The sequence below is a fragment of the Rhodoferax sp. RT5P35 genome (assembly GCF_056521385.1).
Genome location: NZ_JBWMAX010000005.1, coordinates 371,304 through 389,189, shown reverse-complemented (window position 1 = coordinate 389,189; position 17,886 = coordinate 371,304). Strand labels below are relative to the sequence as shown.

General features: G+C 62.0%; 22 protein-coding genes. 3 read left to right on the top strand and 19 right to left on the bottom strand.

What is annotated here, in order from left to right; genetic code table 11:
• Positions 1 to 51: 51 nt before the first annotated feature.
• The 14 genes from AC097L_RS10450 to AC097L_RS10385 form a co-directional block, all read right to left on the bottom strand.
• The gene (locus tag AC097L_RS10450; RefSeq protein ID WP_479586301.1) at positions 52 to 846 is read right to left on the bottom strand and encodes a MetQ/NlpA family ABC transporter substrate-binding protein; all 795 of its coding nucleotides are present in this window, start codon (positions 844 to 846) and stop codon (positions 52 to 54) included.
• 27 nt (positions 847 to 873) lie between these two features.
• Entirely contained in the window at positions 874 to 1,539 is a 666-nt protein-coding gene (locus AC097L_RS10445; RefSeq protein ID WP_479586300.1) for a methionine ABC transporter permease, read from the bottom strand.
• On the bottom strand, positions 1,532 to 2,572 hold the full coding sequence (locus tag AC097L_RS10440) for a methionine ABC transporter ATP-binding protein (RefSeq protein ID WP_479586299.1): 1,041 nt from the start codon (positions 2,570 to 2,572) through the stop codon (positions 1,532 to 1,534). The genes AC097L_RS10445 and AC097L_RS10440 overlap by 8 nt, the downstream gene beginning before the upstream one ends.
• Before the next feature lie 19 nt (positions 2,573 to 2,591).
• Positions 2,592 to 2,807 carry a TOBE domain-containing protein gene (locus tag AC097L_RS10435; RefSeq protein ID WP_295960117.1) on the bottom strand — a complete coding sequence of 72 codons (216 nt, stop codon included), beginning with the start codon at positions 2,805 to 2,807 and terminating at the stop codon, positions 2,592 to 2,594.
• 34 nt (positions 2,808 to 2,841) lie between these two features.
• Positions 2,842 to 3,438: a malonic semialdehyde reductase gene (locus AC097L_RS10430; RefSeq protein ID WP_479586298.1), complete on the bottom strand. Its 597-nt coding sequence runs from the start codon at positions 3,436 to 3,438 to the stop codon at positions 2,842 to 2,844.
• Positions 3,439 to 3,523: 85 nt separating this feature from the next.
• Positions 3,524 to 4,816 carry an O-acetylhomoserine aminocarboxypropyltransferase/cysteine synthase family protein gene (locus tag AC097L_RS10425; RefSeq protein ID WP_479586297.1) on the bottom strand — a complete coding sequence of 431 codons (1,293 nt, stop codon included), beginning with the start codon at positions 4,814 to 4,816 and terminating at the stop codon, positions 3,524 to 3,526.
• 22 nt (positions 4,817 to 4,838) lie between these two features.
• Positions 4,839 to 5,648: an ATP-binding cassette domain-containing protein gene (locus tag AC097L_RS10420; RefSeq protein ID WP_479586296.1), complete on the bottom strand. Its 810-nt coding sequence runs from the start codon at positions 5,646 to 5,648 to the stop codon at positions 4,839 to 4,841.
• A gap of 9 nt (positions 5,649 to 5,657) precedes the next feature.
• Positions 5,658 to 6,539 carry an aliphatic sulfonate ABC transporter permease SsuC gene (gene ssuC, locus AC097L_RS10415; RefSeq protein WP_479586295.1) on the bottom strand — a complete coding sequence of 294 codons (882 nt, stop codon included), beginning with the start codon at positions 6,537 to 6,539 and terminating at the stop codon, positions 5,658 to 5,660.
• Entirely contained in the window at positions 6,536 to 6,934 is a 399-nt protein-coding gene (locus AC097L_RS10410; RefSeq protein WP_479586294.1) for a VOC family protein, read from the bottom strand. The genes ssuC and AC097L_RS10410 overlap by 4 nt, the downstream gene beginning before the upstream one ends.
• 21 nt (positions 6,935 to 6,955) lie before the next feature.
• Positions 6,956 to 8,119 (bottom strand): FMNH2-dependent alkanesulfonate monooxygenase, encoded by a 1,164-nt coding sequence (gene ssuD, locus AC097L_RS10405; protein ID WP_479586293.1) that lies wholly within the window; start codon positions 8,117 to 8,119, stop codon positions 6,956 to 6,958.
• A gap of 16 nt (positions 8,120 to 8,135) precedes the next feature.
• Entirely contained in the window at positions 8,136 to 9,140 is a 1,005-nt protein-coding gene (locus AC097L_RS10400) for a sulfonate ABC transporter substrate-binding protein (RefSeq protein ID WP_479586292.1), read from the bottom strand.
• Positions 9,141 to 9,150: 10 nt separating this feature from the next.
• On the bottom strand, positions 9,151 to 10,101 hold the full coding sequence (locus tag AC097L_RS10395) for a sulfonate ABC transporter substrate-binding protein (RefSeq protein ID WP_479586291.1): 951 nt from the start codon (positions 10,099 to 10,101) through the stop codon (positions 9,151 to 9,153).
• 85 nt (positions 10,102 to 10,186) lie between these two features.
• Positions 10,187 to 10,768, bottom strand: a complete 582-nt coding sequence (gene ssuE, locus AC097L_RS10390; protein WP_479586290.1) for an NADPH-dependent FMN reductase — start codon at positions 10,766 to 10,768, stop codon at positions 10,187 to 10,189.
• A 163-nt stretch (positions 10,769 to 10,931) separates the two neighbouring features.
• The gene (locus AC097L_RS10385) at positions 10,932 to 11,954 is read right to left on the bottom strand and encodes a sulfate ABC transporter substrate-binding protein (RefSeq protein ID WP_479586289.1); all 1,023 of its coding nucleotides are present in this window, start codon (positions 11,952 to 11,954) and stop codon (positions 10,932 to 10,934) included.
• Between the two features lie 410 nt (positions 11,955 to 12,364).
• Between AC097L_RS10385 and AC097L_RS10380 the strand changes: the two genes are divergently transcribed.
• From AC097L_RS10380 to AC097L_RS10370, 3 genes are all read left to right on the top strand, one after another.
• Positions 12,365 to 13,183: an Ivy family c-type lysozyme inhibitor gene (locus AC097L_RS10380; protein ID WP_479586288.1), complete on the top strand. Its 819-nt coding sequence runs from the start codon at positions 12,365 to 12,367 to the stop codon at positions 13,181 to 13,183.
• A gap of 253 nt (positions 13,184 to 13,436) precedes the next feature.
• Entirely contained in the window at positions 13,437 to 14,000 is a 564-nt protein-coding gene (locus tag AC097L_RS10375) for a C40 family peptidase (RefSeq protein ID WP_479586287.1), read from the top strand.
• 83 nt (positions 14,001 to 14,083) lie between these two features.
• Positions 14,084 to 14,974, top strand: coding sequence for a dienelactone hydrolase family protein (locus AC097L_RS10370; RefSeq protein WP_479586286.1), 891 nt, complete (start codon positions 14,084 to 14,086; stop codon positions 14,972 to 14,974).
• A gap of 45 nt (positions 14,975 to 15,019) precedes the next feature.
• Here the strand turns inward: AC097L_RS10370 and AC097L_RS10365 are convergent, their stop codons facing one another.
• From AC097L_RS10365 to AC097L_RS10345, 5 genes are all read right to left on the bottom strand, one after another.
• Positions 15,020 to 15,502: a GGDEF domain-containing protein gene (locus AC097L_RS10365; protein ID WP_479586338.1), complete on the bottom strand. Its 483-nt coding sequence runs from the start codon at positions 15,500 to 15,502 to the stop codon at positions 15,020 to 15,022.
• Positions 15,503 to 15,703: 201 nt separating this feature from the next.
• Complete coding sequence (locus AC097L_RS10360) at positions 15,704 to 15,874, bottom strand: Arm DNA-binding domain-containing protein (RefSeq protein WP_479586285.1); 171 nt, start codon at positions 15,872 to 15,874, stop codon at positions 15,704 to 15,706.
• A gap of 426 nt (positions 15,875 to 16,300) precedes the next feature.
• On the bottom strand, positions 16,301 to 16,942 hold the full coding sequence (locus AC097L_RS10355; protein ID WP_479586284.1) for a hypothetical protein: 642 nt from the start codon (positions 16,940 to 16,942) through the stop codon (positions 16,301 to 16,303).
• A gap of 68 nt (positions 16,943 to 17,010) precedes the next feature.
• Entirely contained in the window at positions 17,011 to 17,451 is a 441-nt protein-coding gene (locus AC097L_RS10350; protein ID WP_479586283.1) for a hypothetical protein, read from the bottom strand.
• A complete protein-coding gene (locus tag AC097L_RS10345) occupies positions 17,429 to 17,869 on the bottom strand; it encodes a hypothetical protein (RefSeq protein ID WP_479586282.1) in 441 nt (146 codons plus the stop codon). The genes AC097L_RS10350 and AC097L_RS10345 overlap by 23 nt, the downstream gene beginning before the upstream one ends.
• Positions 17,870 to 17,886 lie beyond the last annotated feature (17 nt).

Genomic DNA, 17,886 nt, shown 5'->3' with positions numbered 1-17,886 from the left:
ATTCTTGTAGATTATTGACGTAAATATCAATTTATGCAAGCAACCAGGCTCCTAAAATCCCGCCAGCACCGCGCCCTTGAACTCGGTCTGGATGTACTTGCGCACTTCATCCGAGTGGTAGGCCGCCACCAGCTTGGCCACCCAGGGCTTGTCTTTGTCCTGATCGCGCACGGCCAGCAGGTTGACGTAGGGGCTCTTGGCGTTTTCCTGGGCAATTGCGTCCTTGGGGTTGAGCCCGGCGGCCAGCGCGTAGTTGGTGTTGACGGCCGAAGCATCCAGGTCGTCCAGCGTGCGGGCCAGTTGGGCTGCGTCCACTTCCACGAACTTGATTTTCTTGGGGTTGTCCACCACGTCCAGCGGCGTGGCTTTCAGGCCCGCCTCGGGGCGCAGCTTGACCAGTCCTTTGTCCTGGAACACCAACAGCACGCGGCCACCATTCGTCGGGTCGTTGGGGATGCCGACACGTGCGCCCTCCTTCAGGTCGGCCAAGCTTTTGACCTTCTTCGAATAAATGCCGATGGGGAAATTGACGGTGTAGCCCACCGGCACGATCTTGTAGCCCCGGTCCTTCACCTGCTGGTCCAGGTAGGGCTTGTGCTGGTAGCTGTTGGCATCCAGGTCGCCCGCGGCCAAAGCGGCATTGGGCTGGATGTAGTCGCTGAACTCGACGATCTGGATTTTCAGACCCTCTTTTTCAACGATCTTTTTCACCTGTTCGAAGATCTGGGCGTGCGGCCCGGCGGTCACACCGATCTTCAAGGGCTTGTCTTGCGCCCACAGGCTGCCCGACAGTGCGGCCAGCAACGACAGGGACAGGGTGGAGTGGAGGAATGTGCGTTTGTACATAGGGAAATTTCCGAAAAATGAAGGTAGTTACTTGTGACTCAAGCGGCGCACAAACCAGTCACCCAGGCTTTGCACGGCCTGCACAAAGACGATCAGCACCAGCACCACGGCCAGCATCACCCCGGGCAGAAAGCGCTGGTAACCGTAGCGGATGCCCAGATCGCCCAGGCCGCCGCCACCGATGGCACCGGCCATGGCCGAGTAGCCGGTCAGGCTCACCAGGGTGATAGTCAGGCCAGCCACAATGCCCGGCAGGGCCTCGGGCAGCAGCACCTTGAAGACGATTTGCCGGGTGCTGGCACCCATGGCCTGCGCCGCTTCGACCAGGCCGTGGTCTACCTCGCGCAGCGCGGTTTCCACCAGCCGGGCAATGAAGGGCGCGGCAGCGATGGTCAGGGGCACTACCGCCGCCATCGTGCCGATGGACGAGCCCGTCAGCAAGCGCGTCAGCGGAATGATGGCCACCAGCAGGATGATGAAAGGCGTGGAGCGCACCGCGTTGACGATGCCGCCCACCGTGCGGTTCAGCGCCGGTTTGTGCAGCACGCCGCCCGCATCGGTCAGGCGCAGGAACACGCCCAGCGGCACGCCGATCAGCGCGCCCACCAATCCCGAGATGCCCACCATCACCAGCGTCTCCCAGAAAGAAGATGCAAACAGTTCCAGCAGTTGCGGAGTAAAAGTATCAAACATGGGCGACCTCCTGTACTTGGACACCGGCATGGCGTAAGTGGGCTACGGCGGCCACCAGTTGCTCGCGTGCACCGCGCACATGGACGGCCAGCGCGCCAAACGGTTGGCCCTGGATCTCGTCCACCTGGCCGTGCAGGATGTTCAGGTCCAGCCCAAAGCGGCGGATCACGTCCGACAGCACAGGCCGGTCGGCATCGCCACCCGCAAACGCCAGCCGCAGCAGTTGCCCGCTGTGGGCCGGTTCGGTGGCCATCAGGCCGCGGATGCGCGCCAGCACGCTTTCCGGCAAGTCCTGCGGCACGATCTCGGCCACCAGGCTGCGGGTGGTGGCGTGTTGCGGGCGGGTGAACACGTCAATCACCGCGCCCTGCTCCACGATGCGGCCTGCATCGATCACGGCCACGCGGTCGGCCACCTGCTTGATGACCTGCATCTGGTGGGTGATGAGCACGATGGTCAGGCCGAAGTCGCGGTTGATCTGGCGCAGCAGGCCGAGGATGGAGCGGGTGGTTTCGGGGTCGAGGGCCGAGGTGGCCTCGTCCGAGAGCAAAACTTTGGGGTTACTGGCCAGCGCCCGGGCAATGCCCACACGCTGCTTTTGCCCGCCGCTGATCTGCGCCGGGTAGCGGTCGCGCAACGACGACAAGCCCACCAGCTCTAGCAGGTCATCGACCCGCGCCTTGATGATCGCGGGCCGGGTGCCGGTCAGCTCCAGGGGCAGCGCCACGTTGTCAAAAATCGTGCGGCTGGAGAGCAGGTTGAAGTGCTGGAAGACCATGCCGATCTGGTGCCGGGCGGCGCGCAGTGCGGGGGCACCCAGCGCCGTCAGGTCCTGCCCGTCGACCCGGACCTGGCCCTGCGAGGGGCGGTTCAGCAGGTTGATCACGCGCACCAGCGAGCTTTTGCCCGCGCCGCTGCGCCCAATCACCCCGAAGATTTCACCCGCCTGGATCTGCAGGTCGATGCCCTGCAATGCCTGCACCGGGCCTTGTGGGCCGGGGTAGGTCTGGTGGATGTTGTGTAACTCAATCATGTCGTGGCGATGCCAATCCTCACAGTTTGGCAATCGACACTTCGGTGGACTTCACCAAAGCGACCACTTCGCTGCCGATCTTCAGCTCCAGGTCATTGACCGAGCGGGTGGTGATGACCGAGGTGACGATGCCCCAGGGAGTTTCGACGTCGATTTCAGAGACCACGTCGCCGCGGATGATTTCTTTGATCTTGCCGCGAAACTGGTTGCGGACGTTGATGGCTTGGATGGTCATGGAAATACTCCTGGTGGTTGAAAAATCTAAAAAATCAGACGATGTGCGCGACTTCGTCAAACGCTAAACGGGGCCCGCGCGCGTGGGTGGCCTGGTGGTCGGCCACACCCAGGTTGACCAGAAAATTGGCTTGCCAGCGGCCATCGGGAAAGAAAGCCTGGTTCACCGCTGCCGCGTCAAAGCCCGACTGCGCACCCGCGTCCAGCCCCAAAGCCCGGGCCGCCAAGATCAAGTAGGCCCCCTGCAGGCTGGCGTTGCGAAAGGCCGTGGATTCGGCAGCCTGGGCATTGCCTTCAAAAATGGGCTTGGCGTTGTAGGCCGGGAACTGGCTGGGCAGATGCTCGTAAAACTGCGGGTCTTGCGCCACGATCACCGTGACACCGGCCGCTGCGGTCTGCGCCCGGTTGCCCGACGACACCGTGGGCAGCAACCGGGCCTTGGCTTCGGCGCTGCGCACGAACACGTAGCGCGCGGGCTGGGCGTTGAACGCCGTAGGGCCCCACTTCAGCAGCTCGTACAGCTGGTGGATGGTCTCGTCGGTGACCGGCACGGGCTGAAAGGCGTGGGCGGTGCGGGCCGTGCGGAACAGCTGGTCCAGCGACGGATCGGGCAAGGCGTGGAATTGGGTCATGGCAAATAGGGTTTTGCTATTAAATAAAGAGCTGTCTGCGCATATAAAACCCGCGCTAGAGGCATATTTTTTATAAATTTCCAGATCACACTGCGTTCAGTGCTTGGTCAAGGTCCGCCAGCAGATCGTCGATATGCTCGATGCCCACTGACAGGCGCACCGTGTCCTCACTCACGCCCGCCTTGGCCAGCTCGGCCGGGTTGAGCTGGCGGTGGGTGGTGGACGCGGGGTGGGTGGCCAGCGAGCGCACGTCGCCGATGTTGACCAGCCGGGTGAACAGCTGCAGGGCATCCAGGAACCTCGCCCCGGCTTCGCGTCCACCGCCCACTCCAAAGGTCAAGATGCCCGAGGCCTTGCCGCTCAGGTACTTCTTCGCCAGCGCGTGGTCGGGGTGGTCTTCCAGGCCCGCGTAGTTGACCCACTGCACCTTGGCCGCCTTTTGCAGGTGCTGGGCGATAGCCAGCGTGTTGCTGTTGATGCGGTCCATGCGCAGGGCCAGGGTCTCGATGCCTTGCAGGATCAGGAAGGCGTTGAACGGCGAAATGGCCGCGCCGGTATTGCGCAGCGGCACCACGCGGGCGCGGCCGATGTAGGCGGCAGCGCCCAGCGCCTCGGTGTAGACCACGCCGTGGTAGCTGGGGTCGGGCTCATTCAGGCGCTTGAAGCGGGCCTTGTGCTCCGCCCACGGGAACTTGCCCGAATCCACAATCGCCCCGCCCAGGCTGGTGCCATGGCCGCCGAGGTACTTGGTCAGCGAATGCACCACGATGTCGGCGCCGTGTTCGATGGGGCGGCTCAGGTAGGGCGTGGGCACGGTGTTGTCCACAATCAGCGGTACGCCATGGCGGTGGGCAATCTCGGCAATCGCGGCGATGTCGGTCACGTTGCCTGCCGGGTTGCCCAGCGACTCGACGAACACCGCCTTGGTCTTGTCGTCGAACAGGCCTTCAAAGCTTTTCGGGTCGCGGTGGTCGGCAAAGCGGGTGGTGATGCCAAACTGCGGCAGCGTGTGGGCAAACAGGTTGTAGGTGCCGCCGTAGAGCGCGGTGCTGCTGATGATGTTGTCGCCCGCTTCGGCAATGGTCTGGATGGCGTAGGTCACCGCCGCCTGGCCGGATGCCAGCGCCAGCGCGGCAATGCCGCCCTCCAGGGCCGCCACGCGCTGCTCCAGGATGTCTTGCGTCGGATTCATGATGCGGGTGTAGATATTGCCCGGCACCTTCAGGTCGAACAGGTCGGCGCCGTGCTGCGCGCTGTCGAACGCGTAGGCCACGGTTTGGTAGATCGGCGGCGCAACGGCGCGGGTGGTCGGGTCGGGCGAATAGCCTGCGTGGACCGACTTGGTTTCAAACTTCCAGTGGGTGCTGTCTCTTGCCATGGTGTGTCTCCGGTTTTAAAAATCAAATAGCCCAGTTCAGGCCAAAAATTGGCGCCAAATCGCCCCCCCGCGCAGGTGGAACCTGGGCAGGACGCTCTGGTTTCTGTAGCACGCGGTCGAGAATGCGTTTTTCGATGCGGGCGAACTCGGCGTCGCCATGCCAGCGCGGACGGGCCAGGGCGATGTTTTCATCCAGTGCGATACGGCCGTCTTCGATCAGGATCACGCGGTCGGCCAGGGCCACAGCTTCTTGCACGTCGTGGGTGACCAGCAGCGCAGTGAAGCGGTGCTTTTCCCACAGGCCTTCAATCAGGCGGTGCATCTCAATGCGGGTCAGCGCATCCAGCGCGCCCAGGGGTTCGTCCAGCAGCAGCAGGCGCGGGTTGTGCACCAGGGCGCGCGCCAGGGCCACACGCTGGCGCTGGCCGCCGGAGAGCTTGGCGGGCCAGTCCTTCTGGCGGTCGGCCAGCCCCACCTGGGCCAGTACTTTTTGGCCCAGCTCCCGGGCTGACTTGGGCAGGCCGATGAGCACGTTGTCGATGACCTTGCGCCAGGGCAGCAAGCGCGCGTCCTGGAACATGATGCGGGTGTCTTCGCGGATGCCGTCGATGGCTTCCGCATCCAGCTGCAGGCTACCGCTGCTGGCCGCCTCCAGCCCGGCCACCAGCCGCAGCAAAGTGCTTTTGCCGCAGCCGCTGCGCCCCACGATGGCGACAAACTGGCCGGGTTCGATGGTGAGCTGGGTGTTGTGCAGCACCGTGCGCTCGCCGTAGCGCTTGCTTAAATGTTGCAGTTGCAGGCGCACGCCTTCGGACGATGTGGAATCAGACATGGTTTTCTTTCAATGCGTTGTGGCTTGGTAGCCAGGGTGCCAGCGCAGGAAGTAGCGCTCCAGGCAGCGGGCAAACACGTCGGCCAGCTTGCCCAGCAAGGCGTACAGCAGGATGCCGACCAGCACGATGTCGGTCTGCAAAAACTCACGGGCGTTCATGGTCAGGTAGCCGATACCGGCCTGGGCCGAGATGGTTTCTGCCACGATCAAAATCACCCACATCAGCCCCAGCGAAAAGCGCAGGCCCACCAGGATGCTGGACAGCGCGCCCGGCAAAATGATGTCGCGGTACAGCTGCCAGCGCGTGAGCCCGTAGCTGCGCCCCATCTCGATCAGCGCCGGGTCCACATTGCGGATGCCGTGGAAGGTGTTCAGGTAGATCGGGAAGAAAACCGACACCGAGATCAGAAACAGCTTGGCCGTCTCGTCAATGCCAAACCACAGAATCACCAGCGGAATCAGCGACAGCGCGGGAATGTTGCGCACCATCTGCAGGCTGGAATCGAGCAGGGTCTCGAAGAACTTCACCGAGCCGGTCAGCAGGCCCAGCACCAGGCCCAGCCCGCCGCCGATGGCCAGACCGGTGAGCGCACGCCAGGCGCTCACGCCCACGTGCTTGGCCAGCTCGCCCGAGGCGGCCAGAGTCCACGCGGCCTTGAACACATCCACCGGCGCAGGCAGGATGCGGGTCGCCAGCCAGCCCACGCTGGAGGCGATTTGCCAGGCCACCACCAACACGATGGGCAGCAGCCAGGGCAGCAGGCCTTGGCCGACGCTGGCAGCAAAGGCTTTGTACGGGAAAGGGTTGTCCTGCGTGTCGGGTGCGTCGGCTGCGGTGTGGGGGAACGGCGTGGTTTGCAGCTCACGCTCGTAGGTCAGCGGGCCGCTCATACCGTGCTCGCCTGGGATGCATCGGGTTCAAGAAACTCCAGCTGGTTACCCGCCGGGTCTTTGACGTAAAAGCGCAGGTAGCCCACCAGCGGGCGGCTTTCTTCTAGCGGCACGTCGGCAGACAGCAGGCGATTGCGCAGCGTGGGCAGGCCTTGCACCTCAAAAGCCAGATGGCTGAAATTGGGGCTGGGGATAGGGTTGGGCTGCCAGTTGTCGGTGGGCACCAAATCAATCCGCTGGTGGCCGGCCACAAAACGCAGCGGCGCATGGGTGGCCACGTGCTCGCCATAGTGGAACTCGGTCAGGCCGATCAGTTGGTTGTAGAAGCGCCGGATCTGCGCCTCGTCGCCCGCGCGGAAGGGCAGCTGGGCGTGGTGGATGGAATGGATGTTCATAGAATTTCTTTCGCTTTGACACTAACTTTGCGACACGCGCGGCAGGTATTCGTTGGCTACCACCTCGCCGAAGGGTCCAGTCACGCGCTGGCCGGGCAGCTGGTCTTGCAACTTGCGTGGCAGCAGAGGGAACACCAGCTCGGCAAATCGGTAGGCCTCCTCCAGGTGCGGGTAGCCCGACAGCACAAAGGTGTCCAGCCCGATGTCGGCGTACTCCTGCATGCGGGCAGCTACGGTCTGCGGGTCGCCCACCAGGGCGGTGCCCGCGCCACCGCGCACCAGGCCCACGCCTGCCCACAGGTTGGGGCTAATTTCCAGGTCGGCGCGGGTGCGTTTGGTGCCCCCGGCGTGCAGGGCAGCCATGCGGCGCTGGCCTGCCGAATCCATCTTGGCGAAGGCGGCCTGGGCGCGGACCACGGTGTCGTCGTCCAGCTTGCTGATCAGGCTGTCGGCGGCGGCCCAGGCTTCGGCCTCGGTTTCGCGCACGATGACGTGCAGGCGGATGCCGAATTTCACCGTGCGGCCATGTTGGGCGGCGCGGGCGCGCACATCGGCCACTTTCTTGGCTACGTCGGCCGGCGGTTCGCCCCAGGTCAGGTAGGTATCGACCTGCTCGGCCGCCAGGTCGTGCGCCGCGTCGGACGAGCCGCCGAAGTACACGGGTGGATACGGCTTTTGGATCGGCGGGTACAGCAGCTTGGCACCCTTGACGCTGAGGTGCTCGCCCTCGAAGTTGAATGCCTCGCCCTTGTGGCTTTGCGTCAGAATCTCGCGCCAGATGCGAATGAACTCGGCCGACTGCTGGTAGCGCTGGGCGTGGTCTAGATAGACACCGTCGCCTTCCAGCTCGGTCTGGTCGCCGCCGGTCACTAGGTTGATCATCAGCCGCCCGCCAGACAGCCGGTCGAACGTGGCGGCCATGCGGGCCGCCAGGCTGGGCTGGTGCAGGCCGGGGCGTACAGCCACCAGGAACTTCAGGCGTTTGGTCACCGGCAACAGGCTGGCCGCCACCACCCAGGGGTCTTCGCACGAACGACCGGTGGGCAGCAAGACACCTTCGTAACCCAGGCTGTCTGCAGCCTGCGCGATCTGCTTCAGGTAATCGTGGTCGATCTCGCGCGCGCCCTGCGCGGTGCCGAGGTAGCGGCTGTCGCCGTGGGTGGGGATGAACCAGAAAACTTGCATGGAAACCTCGGTAAAACTAGAACTTCAACAGGGCGTCGGCCACGTTGAGGGGTTTGGGGATCAAGCCGATCTTGAAAAACGCCTGCGCTACGCGCTGCTGGTCGGCCACGGTCGGAGCCGCCAGCGCGGCCACCGGGGAGCGTGGGCGGCGCGTCAAAAAAAGGCTGACCACGCCCGCGTCCAGGCCGCTGAAATCGGCAATCAGCTGGATGGCCTGCTTGCGGTCGTCCTGCGCCAGGCGGTCGGCGCGGGTGAGTTCTTCAAACAGCACGGCAATCGCCTGCGGGTGCTGGGTGGCAAAGGTTCTTGATGCCAGATAGAACGAGTTGTTGTTCGACAGGCCGCGGCCATTGGCCAGCACGCGGGGTTGCACGGCCAGCTCGGTGGCGGCGTAGAACGGGTCCCAGATGGCCCAGGCATCCACGCTTTTGCGCTCGAACGCGGCCCGTGCATCGGCGGGCGTAAGGTAAATGGGCTGGATGTCGCTCCACTGCAAGCCAGCCTTTTCCACGGCCCGCACCAGCAGGTAGTGGGCGCTCGACCCCTTTTGCAGTGCCACCTTGCGGCCCTTCAGGTCGGCCAGGGTGCGCAGCGGGGAGTCGGCCTGCGTCAGGATGGCCGAGCTGTCGGGCTTAGGCGGCTCGGCCCCCACGTAGACCAGGTCCTTGCCTGCGGCTTGGGCGAACACCGGGGGTGCGTCGCCGGTCAGGCCAAATTCCAGGCTGCCGACCGACAAGGCCTCCAGCAATTGCGGCCCGGCGGGGAATTCCAGCCAAGTGATCTTGGTATCGGGCAAGCGCCTTTCCAGCCAACCCAGTTGCTTGGTAATGACCAGGTTGACGGCGGATTTCTGGTAGCCAATCCGTAATTGCAACAAAGGCGCATCTGCTGCGTTTTTTGTAGCTTCTTGTGCAGGTGGAATAAGCGCTAGAGGGCTAAAAATACCAAAACTTGCGGCACTGGCTGCCAGCACGCGCAACGTGTTGCGCCTGTCGTTGAAGCGGTGGTTGGGATGGTCCATGCCGTGCTACTCAGGCCAGACCCGCCTGGGCGGCTTCCAGAATGCTGATCTTCTTGGGCAGCAGCTTCAGATCAAAGAAGGTGTCCGCGATCACCTGCTGCTCGGCCAGGATGGCTTTGGTGATGGGCACGGTGCCGACGGGGCGGCGCTGCAAGGTCAACTCGGCCACGCTGCGGTCCAGCCCCAGGATGGCCGCGTATTCGGCCGCAGCGGCGGCGCGGTCGGTGCCGAACCATTTGTCGATAGCGGTTACCTCATCCACCGCAATGCGCAGGATGTCGGGGTTCTTGTCGGAAAAGCTGCGCGAGCTGAAGTAGTAGCCCCGGTTGTTGACCACACCGGTGGCATCGGCCAGCAGGCGCGCGTCCAGCGTCTTTTGTGCGGCAGCGAAGAACGGGTCCCAGATCACCCAGGCATCTACCGCGCCCTGGGTGAAAGCGGCACGGGCATCGGCGGGTGCCAGGTGCACGTGCTGCACATCGCTATAGGCCAGACCGTTTTTCTCCAGCAGCTTGGCCAGAAAGAACTGCACGTTCGAGCCCTTGTTGTAGGCCACTTTTTTGCCCTTGAGATCCGCAACCTTCTGGACCGCCGAGCCCTTGGGCAAGATCAGCGCTTCGCTGCCGACCAGGGGCGCGGTTGCCGCTACATAGACCAGCGGCGCACCGGCGGCCTGGGCGAAGATGGGCGGTGCTTCGCCCACGTCGCCGAAATCGATGGCACCAACGTTGAGCGCTTCAAGCTGCACCGGCCCGGCGTTGAACTCGGTCCAGGTGACGCTGACACCCAACGGGGCCAAGCGCTTTTCCAGCGTGCCACGGGCTTTCAAAAAGCTCAAAACGCCTTTCTGGTTGCCGATGCGCAGCACCCGTGGGGCCTGGGCGAAGCTGCTGAAAGCCGGTACGGCCAGCGTGGCGACGGTCAGCACGTGGCGGCGGGAGATCAACTTAGATGGGCTCATAAAAATCCTTCGGGGTGGTGTGCAGACAAGGCTCCGCCCTGCCGCGTTGCAGCCGTGTCAAAAAACGGGAAAACGGGAAGCTGCGTTAGACGCTACAGCGCACGCGCGAGAAATGGATAGGTGCGTTGGCAGCGTGCTTACCCCAGTCCTTGGATACCGGCAGCAGACCGGCCGCACGGTGCAGGCGCTGCGCCAGGTCGTCGTCCAGTTGGTGGCCATCGGGCGGCAGCAAAACGACCTGGCCGTCGGTGGCAAACACCCCCGGCAGGATGTGGTCGGCCCCCAGCGACTGCAGCACGGGGCGCAGCGCGTAGTCCAGTGCCAGCATGTGGTTGGGGCTGCCCCCGGTGGCCAGGGGCAATACCGTTTTGCCCTTGAAGGCGGTCTGCGGCAGCAGGTCTAAAAACAGCTTGAGCACACCGCTGTAGGCCGCCTTGTAGATCGGCGTGGCCACCACAATCGCCTGCGCCCGCGCCACTTTGGCCACCGCCTGCGCAATGCTGGGGTGGGCCACGTCGGCCAGCACCAAGGCCTGGGGCGAGAGGTCGCGGATCAGCACCCGCTCCACCTCGGCCCCGCGCAGCGCCAGGTGCAACTGCACGGCATCCAGCAAAGCGGCAGAGCGCGAACGCTCGGACGGGCTACCGGCAATCAGAAGAATGGACATTTATCAGTTCCCTGTTCGTATTTTTGTGACTTGCAACTACGCATCTTTAGGCTCAACGCACGTGTTCCAGAAACACTGCAGAACTGGCTCTGCCAGGCTGCCGGTGTTGCCCCCTGCAAGGGGGTTGGCGAAAGATGCGTAGCACTGCAGCCTGGGGGTGTGCCTAGCGCTTGCCGTAGATCTGGTCGAATACGCCGCCATCGGCGAAGTGGGTTTTCTGGGCTTTGGTCCAGCCGCCAAACAGTTCGTCGATGGTGAAAAGGTTCACATTGCCGAACTGTTTGGCGTACTTGGCGGCGGCGGTCTTGTCGCGGGGGCGGTAGAAGTTCTTGCCCGCCAGGTCCTGGCCCACGGGGCTGTACAGGTACTGCAGGTAGGCCTCAGCCACCTTGCGGGTGCCGCGCTTGTCCACCACCTTGTCGACCACGCTCACCGGCGGCTCGGCCAGGATGGACAGACTGGGGGTGACGATCTCGAACTTGTCTTTGCCGAACTCTTGCAGCGCCAAATACGCTTCGTTCTCCCAGGCGATCAGTACGTCGCCCTGGCCGCGTTCGGTGAAGCTGGTGGTGGCACCACGGGCACCGGAGTCCAACGTCACAGCGTTGCTGTACAGGGCTTTCACAAAATCACGGGCATGGGTTTCGTCGGCACCGTTTTTCTTGACGGCGAAGCCCCAGGCGGCGAGGTAGTTCCAGCGCGCGCCGCCGGAGGTCTTGGGGTTGGGCGTGACGATGCCGATGCCGGGGCGCACCAGATCCGACCAGTCGGAAATCTTCTTCGGGTTGCCCTTGCGCACCAGGAACACGATGGTGCTGGTGTAAGGCGAAGCGTTCTGCGGCAGGCGTTTTTGCCAGTCGGGGGGAATCAGCTTGCCGAACTCGTTCAGCGCATCTACGTCGTAGGCCAGGGCCAGGGTGACCACATCGGCCTCCAGCCCGTCAATCACCGAACGCGCCTGCTTGCCCGAGCCGCCGTGCGACTGCTTGATGGTGACCTCTTGCTTATTTTTGGCCAGCCAGTCTTTGGCGAAGGCGGCGTTGAAGTCCTTGTATAACTCGCGGGTCGGGTCGTACGACACGTTGAGCAAGGTCACCGGAGCGGGTGCCTGGGCGTGGACCGAAAGACCTGCGGCAGCTGCGGCGATGGCGACAAGGGCTTTGGAAAGGTGGCGACGGGTCAACATAGAGGATTACGATTCCAGATTAAGTGCGATGGGTTGGATTTTGGAAGCGAACCATCCAAACTGGAACGAATGAATTCTCAGTTGTTTATTACTTAAACGTCTCAAGCACGTTTGCATACCCGCCCAGGGCCCAAAATTTGCGCCGTTCACCGGACATAGTTGGCACGCGTCGTGCTGAACACGCTTGTACTTTGGCAGCCGCAAGCTACATTCGTTTACATGTCGGTGCCGGGGCGCATGACCCCCGGCGAACAAAGCGCCAGTGTCCAAGAGTCTGTTTACGATGTGTTGGGGAGAGGTGGAATAAATCGTAAACAGCCTCTGCGAGCGTGGTGCCACCGGCGCCATATTTGACATACGGACCTTGATTTGCCACACCGCCACCAGCTACCCATTCAAAGGCGTATTTGATGCAGTTTTTCTCCCGCCGCAGCGCGTGCCGTCTGGTCGCTGCGACAAGTGGCTTATGCCTGGTGGCCAGTACGGCATGGTCACAAGCGCATTTCAAACCCGATGTAGTGCGTAAATACGGTGGCATCTGCGCTAGCAACTGCAGCAATCCCGAGGCGCCCAGGCTGCGGGTCCTGCGCGACGCGCTGGTGGTAGAACAAGGCGACAAACGCATTCTGGGCCGCAAGGTGCAAGCGGCCTTCGCTTACTTTGGCCCGTCCCCCCCGCCTTATTTCAAGGTAGCACTGGTCAGTGAGGTGGTGACTGGATCGGCGTTGGACTTCATGGTGTTTGAAGACAAAACCGGCACCAACATCCATCTGAAGGCCGATGCCGCGCTGCACGCCACCCTGGGCAAAACCTTGCTTAGCCCCAAATACCACCGCTGTGACGACACCCCCCCGCCTACCGCAGGTGCCAGCGCCACCCAAAACGAGCCCATGAGCGATGCCGAAAAAATGCTGCTCAACCCGGCATTCAAAGCCACCTTTCTCCGGGTCTTGGGCCCGTTGGCACGCGAGGCTTGGTTGGCCAAGTTCAATGGCCCGCGTCCGCCCGCACGGCGGGTACGGGTAGCAGGTATGGACTACCTGCTGCTGGCGGTGTGCAAACCTCATGACTGTGCTGATTTCAACGCTGCCCTGCTTTATGCCGAAGACCGCGACCGGCTGTTTGGCAAGGTCCACCAACAAGGCCGCATCGGCTACCTGGGCGAGCCCCCGCCCGACATTGCCGATGCGCTGGACACGCTATGGGCCAGCCAATGGCAGAAAAAATAGTCTTCCGGCCATTTGCTATATAAATAATAGCTAATAGCGCATATTGCACATGTGCCAACTGCCAAAATTCCTCTAAAGCGCTAAAGGGCCCGTACAAACCCGCGAGTCTGTTGCCTTGGCATTTCATCTCATGCCCACATACCATCTTGTATCCTGATATTTACAAAGCGTATGGTAAAGTTCATTACAAATCAACAGCTTACGTAGCCCTACAGACTTGACTAATATCGCTTCAGCCTCTAACCTTCGGTTGATGCATAAATGGCTCGCTGTTTTATCTCTTGTATGCGCTTCTGTACACGCTGCGCCCCAATCCACCATCCAGGAAGACATGGACAAGTTACTGGCCGATCGCGGCCTGCTAAACCACACCATCGACCAACTCGAGCAGGTAAGGCAGACCGTCAGTTCCCGGGCATCGGACTTGGTGGTCAATGCCATGGGGTTCCTGGGCGTACCGTACAAATTTGGTGGTACTTCGGCTGACACGGGTTTTGATTGCAGCGGCTTTGTTCGCGCCATGTACGAGCAAACCATTGGCCTAGTCTTGCCACGCCGCGCCAACGAGCAGGCCGCCGCCACCGACCGCATCGACAAAAGCGATTTACGCCCTGGCGACCTGGTGTTCTTCAACACCATGCGCAAAGCTTTCAGCCATGTCGGCATTTATGTGGGCGATGGCAAATTCATCCACGCCCCGCGCAGTGGCTCCGAAGTGCGCGTAGAAGACATGCGCGCCGCCTACTGGCAACGCCGCTTTGATGGCGCCCGCCGCGTCACCCCCAGCGCCGAAGCCGATACCAAGCCTGCTAACTAATTTGCAGGTTAAGACCCGCGAGTTCTAACGGTCTTTGCGGAAATCGGCCAAGCCGATAAGCTCCAATCTTTTGGAGATAGCCCATGCAGCGCAAAACCGCCCAGGATTTCGACCAGGAACTGCTGATATTGTTCGATGCCTATGTGCATGGCACGCTGGACCGGCGGGGCTTCCTGGAAAAAGCCCAAAAGTTTGCGGTGGGCGGTGTCACAGCCACCATGCTGCTCGGTGCGCTCAGCCCCAATTTCGCGCTAGGCCAGCAAGTCCCACCCACCGACCCCCGCATCGTCACCGAAACGCTGTCTTATGCCTCTCCCAACGGCTCCGGCACAGTTAAGGGCTATTTGGCCCGCCCCGCAAACGCCACAGGCCCTCTTCCCGCCATTCTGGTGGTGCATGAAAACCGTGGACTAAATCCCCACATCGAAGATATCGCCCGCCGCTTGGCGCTGGACAACTTCGTTGCCTTCGCGCCCGATGCACTGACCCCACTGGGGGGTTATCCCGGTGACGAGCAAAAAGCCCTGGCTCTTTTTGCCCAGCTTGACCAGACTAAAACTGCGGAAGACTTTGTGGCTGCAGCCAACTTCCTCAAAGCCCGCCCCGAGGTCGTGGGCAAGATTGGCGTAGTCGGTTTCTGCTACGGCGGCGGTGTGGCCCACATGCTCTCGACGCGCCTGCCCGACCTGGGTGCCGCAGTGCCCTTCTACGGCAACCAGCCTGCCGCCAGCGCCGCCAGCCAGGTCAAGGCTCCCCTATTGATTCAATTTGCCGCCGTGGACGAGCGCATCAACGCATCATGGCCCGCGTACGAAGCCGCCCTGAAAGCCGCTGCAGTGCGCTACACCGCCTACCAGTACCCGGGCACACAACACGGCTTCAACAACGACACTACGCCCCGCTACGATGCCGCAGCGGCCAAATTGGCGTGGGAACGTACACTGGCATTTTTTAACGAGAACCTGCGCGGTTAAGAACGTATCCAAGATCTCCCTGCATGGGGCAATGGGGCCGTAACCTTAAAACAGGCCCCCAGCGCGGCGGCCGCTCCCGGCTCGTTTGGCCTGGTACAGCATGGTGTCGGCGTGCGCCACCAGGTCAGACAAGTTTACCGAGGCATTGGCACTGAAAGCCACGCCAACGCTGGCACCGAGTAGCAAATGCAAGGCACCTATTTCAAACGGCACCTTAGCTGTTACTACCACTTTGTCCGCGACCATGCCGGCATTAGCCTCATAGCGGACACCTGACAGCACAATCGCGAACTCGTCACCACCCAGTCGCGCGACAGCATCGCTGGGGCGAACCAAGGCGCGCAAGCGTTGCGAAAACACCTGCAGCACTTGGTCTCCAACCGGGTGTCCGTGCTGGTCGTTGACGGATTTGAAATGGTCCATATCGATATAGAGCAATGCCAGCGAGGTCTGTGTGCCGGGATGCGCCTGGTGGACCATATAGCGAGCAAAGCCTGCACGGTTCAACAGCCCCGTCAACGGGTCTATCTGGCTGAGTTGCAGAGCCGCTCTTCCTCGTTGCGGTGTTGGGTGATATCTTGGGCGATTTGGACAAAGCCATCGACCGTACCATCATCTAGCCATAGTGGAACATAACTGATAGCGAGATGGGAATAGCTGCTCCGACCTCGATATTTTTTTTCGAAACTCACCGTTTCACCCGCTTGCACGCGCTCGATCCAAAGTCGGCTAACTGCCCAGGGCTGATTGCTTCTCCATTCCCGCAATGCGGTATTTCAGAAACCACCGCTTGGACCCGGCCGGGCTGATTTGCACGTACATGCCACCGGGATCACTGAGCCGAGCCTGCCTTTTGTCGGGCGGGCAAACAGCGTTTCTGCATTGGGCATCGGTAAGCATGGAGGAACAACTCCAGGGGCGGCGGGGGAACGACAGGGGTTTTCACAGGGGAACGGGGGAACAAAACACCCCAAAACCCGATTTACCCCCACTTGTTCCCCCGCTTTGGTGTGCCAGTCAATATCGTTCTTTGTCGCTCACTGCACTGTAAGCTACTGATTCCCCAATGAGAAAAGCCGCTCTGGATTGCTCCTTAGCGGCTCTTATCGTTCGTGTGAAACCTCTCTAAAGATAGCCCACAACCCGCATGGATACTAGCTTTTCTTATTTCACATTGGAGTTTGTACCCCCGTCTGTACCCCCTGTTTGTTTTTGATACCCCTTGTTCGCGATACCCGTTCCACATGGGCCACGTAAGCAAAAATCTATTTTTAAAGTTTGTCTCGGAAGCTACAAACTAGGCGGCTATTTCCCGGCACCTGCCAATCAAAGCCCTAGCGCATCCACCCGGTCATTGATCCCGCGCAGCCGTCCATTCAGCAAACCCAGCTTTTGCGATAGTCCCACCATAGCCCGCATCACATTCATATCGTGCTGTGCCTTCAAGCGCTCGTAGGTGGCCCAATGCATCCCCTTGGACTTGCCGCCCTCCCCGTTCAGAATCCCAGCCTCCCAGCCCAGCCGCTCGCGCAGCTTGTCGGCCCGCCGGGTGGCCCGGTCGTCCGGGGTTTCGCGTTGGCTTGGGTAGGCCAGTTGGTGGCAATGCCTGCAGGCGTAGATGGCGCCGCCGTACAGCACCGCCACGCGCCGCCCACAACCCACCGCCGGGCAGCGCCACCAGGCACGCTGCCCCCCATAGTGGCAGGCGGTCCAGGTCAGTGCGACGTTGAAGGCCCGGTCTACCCATTCCCCGCCAGGGGCGCGGCTGCGGTAGTAAAGCGCCACACTGCAGCGGCTGTCTACCCGGATATTGATGCTGGCAACGGTGTTACCGCCCCGTGTCCAACTCCAGCCAAAGGACGGACCAGGGTTTAAGCAGCCGCTGCGCTGCAGCTTGCGCACGTCCAGTGCCCGCATATCGGTGGTGCAGTCTTTGCCACCGTGCCTGCCGCTGTTGTATCCGCCCATGGTCCGCAACCCTCACAGAAAGGATTTACCGAAACCATAAAGAAATTTTTGCAAGGTGTTGCGTAATTTCATGGGTCCAAATCCTCGCCAGCCCGCGCCAGTTCTGGGTTTTCCGGAGTTTCCACCTGTTTCACTTTTTCAACCAATTCAGCGGCAATTTGCGCACGGATATAGGCTTGCTGGTCATCATCCCGGTGCTGGCCGGGGTATTGGTAGCGGTGGATAAGGGGGCTGGCCAGCTTGTTGACCACGGGATCTACGCCGTTGAGTTGCTGCACCACCACCGTCAGGGGCGTGGGGGCCTTGCCCTCGGGTCTACCCACCAGGTACTGGCCCAGCCAGTTGCGGGCCTGTGCATCGCCGTCTTTGGCTGCGGCCAGTGCTCCCGCCACTACCCCTTTCCAATCCTCTAGCGTCACGGTGTCCAGCAGCGCGCCCATGTAGTCGCCCTCGGTTCGGCGGTGGGCGGCATGGCCTTGGAGCAGTTCAATCGGTTTGCGTTTCGCCATGGGGGCCTCCTTGCGGGATGGGTTGCGGGGATGGTTGCAGGTGTAACCCGTGGTGTAACTCCGGGGGCTGTAACTGGTGTGCCGCCAGGGGCCGGGGGTCTTTGAACACGTGGCAGCGCTGCAGCACCTCCAGCACGGCCCGGCGTTGGCCGCACTGGCCGCTGGTGTTCAAACGCGCACATTCCAGGCAGTGCCTGCGCTCGTCGCTCTCACGGTCGCGCAGGGTCAGCGTGTCGGCCAGAGTTTCGGCGTGGGCCAGGTCCAGCCCCCGGTCGGTGAAGCGCACCAGCCGGGCGGTGAAGCTGTCAATCTCCGCGCCGTTCATCGCATCGCTATGCGGCCAGGCCCAGCGGTCCGGATCTTCTGCATCCTTTGCCGGATCATTCGCCGCCGTCCCCGTTGCCCCGATTTTTTGCATGGGTGCCTGCATGGGGG

What these genes read in the sequence shown, in the direction of transcription:
- AC097L_RS10450 (WP_479586301.1), bottom strand. Translation starts at nt 846, where the DNA reads ATGTACAAACGCACATTCCTCCACTCCACCCTGTCCCTGTCGTTGCTG.
- AC097L_RS10445 (WP_479586300.1), bottom strand. Translation starts at nt 1,539, where the DNA reads ATGTTTGATACTTTTACTCCGCAACTGCTGGAACTGTTTGCATCTTCT.
- AC097L_RS10440 (WP_479586299.1), bottom strand. Translation starts at nt 2,572, where the DNA reads ATGATTGAGTTACACAACATCCACCAGACCTACCCCGGCCCACAAGGC.
- AC097L_RS10435 (WP_295960117.1), bottom strand. Translation starts at nt 2,807, where the DNA reads ATGACCATCCAAGCCATCAACGTCCGCAACCAGTTTCGCGGCAAGATC.
- AC097L_RS10430 (WP_479586298.1), bottom strand. Translation starts at nt 3,438, where the DNA reads ATGACCCAATTCCACGCCTTGCCCGATCCGTCGCTGGACCAGCTGTTC.
- AC097L_RS10425 (WP_479586297.1), bottom strand. Translation starts at nt 4,816, where the DNA reads ATGGCAAGAGACAGCACCCACTGGAAGTTTGAAACCAAGTCGGTCCAC.
- AC097L_RS10420 (WP_479586296.1), bottom strand. Translation starts at nt 5,648, where the DNA reads ATGTCTGATTCCACATCGTCCGAAGGCGTGCGCCTGCAACTGCAACAT.
- ssuC (WP_479586295.1), bottom strand. Translation starts at nt 6,539, where the DNA reads ATGAGCGGCCCGCTGACCTACGAGCGTGAGCTGCAAACCACGCCGTTC.
- AC097L_RS10410 (WP_479586294.1), bottom strand. Translation starts at nt 6,934, where the DNA reads ATGAACATCCATTCCATCCACCACGCCCAGCTGCCCTTCCGCGCGGGC.
- ssuD (WP_479586293.1), bottom strand. Translation starts at nt 8,119, where the DNA reads ATGCAAGTTTTCTGGTTCATCCCCACCCACGGCGACAGCCGCTACCTC.
- AC097L_RS10400 (WP_479586292.1), bottom strand. Translation starts at nt 9,140, where the DNA reads ATGGACCATCCCAACCACCGCTTCAACGACAGGCGCAACACGTTGCGC.
- AC097L_RS10395 (WP_479586291.1), bottom strand. Translation starts at nt 10,101, where the DNA reads ATGAGCCCATCTAAGTTGATCTCCCGCCGCCACGTGCTGACCGTCGCC.
- ssuE (WP_479586290.1), bottom strand. Translation starts at nt 10,768, where the DNA reads ATGTCCATTCTTCTGATTGCCGGTAGCCCGTCCGAGCGTTCGCGCTCT.
- AC097L_RS10385 (WP_479586289.1), bottom strand. Translation starts at nt 11,954, where the DNA reads ATGTTGACCCGTCGCCACCTTTCCAAAGCCCTTGTCGCCATCGCCGCA.
- AC097L_RS10380 (WP_479586288.1), top strand. Translation starts at nt 12,365, where the DNA reads ATGCAGTTTTTCTCCCGCCGCAGCGCGTGCCGTCTGGTCGCTGCGACA.
- AC097L_RS10375 (WP_479586287.1), top strand. Translation starts at nt 13,437, where the DNA reads ATGCATAAATGGCTCGCTGTTTTATCTCTTGTATGCGCTTCTGTACAC.
- AC097L_RS10370 (WP_479586286.1), top strand. Translation starts at nt 14,084, where the DNA reads ATGCAGCGCAAAACCGCCCAGGATTTCGACCAGGAACTGCTGATATTG.
- AC097L_RS10360 (WP_479586285.1), bottom strand. Translation starts at nt 15,874, where the DNA reads ATGCTTACCGATGCCCAATGCAGAAACGCTGTTTGCCCGCCCGACAAA.
- AC097L_RS10355 (WP_479586284.1), bottom strand. Translation starts at nt 16,942, where the DNA reads ATGGGCGGATACAACAGCGGCAGGCACGGTGGCAAAGACTGCACCACC.
- AC097L_RS10350 (WP_479586283.1), bottom strand. Translation starts at nt 17,451, where the DNA reads ATGGCGAAACGCAAACCGATTGAACTGCTCCAAGGCCATGCCGCCCAC.
- AC097L_RS10345 (WP_479586282.1), bottom strand. Translation starts at nt 17,869, where the DNA reads ATGCAAAAAATCGGGGCAACGGGGACGGCGGCGAATGATCCGGCAAAG.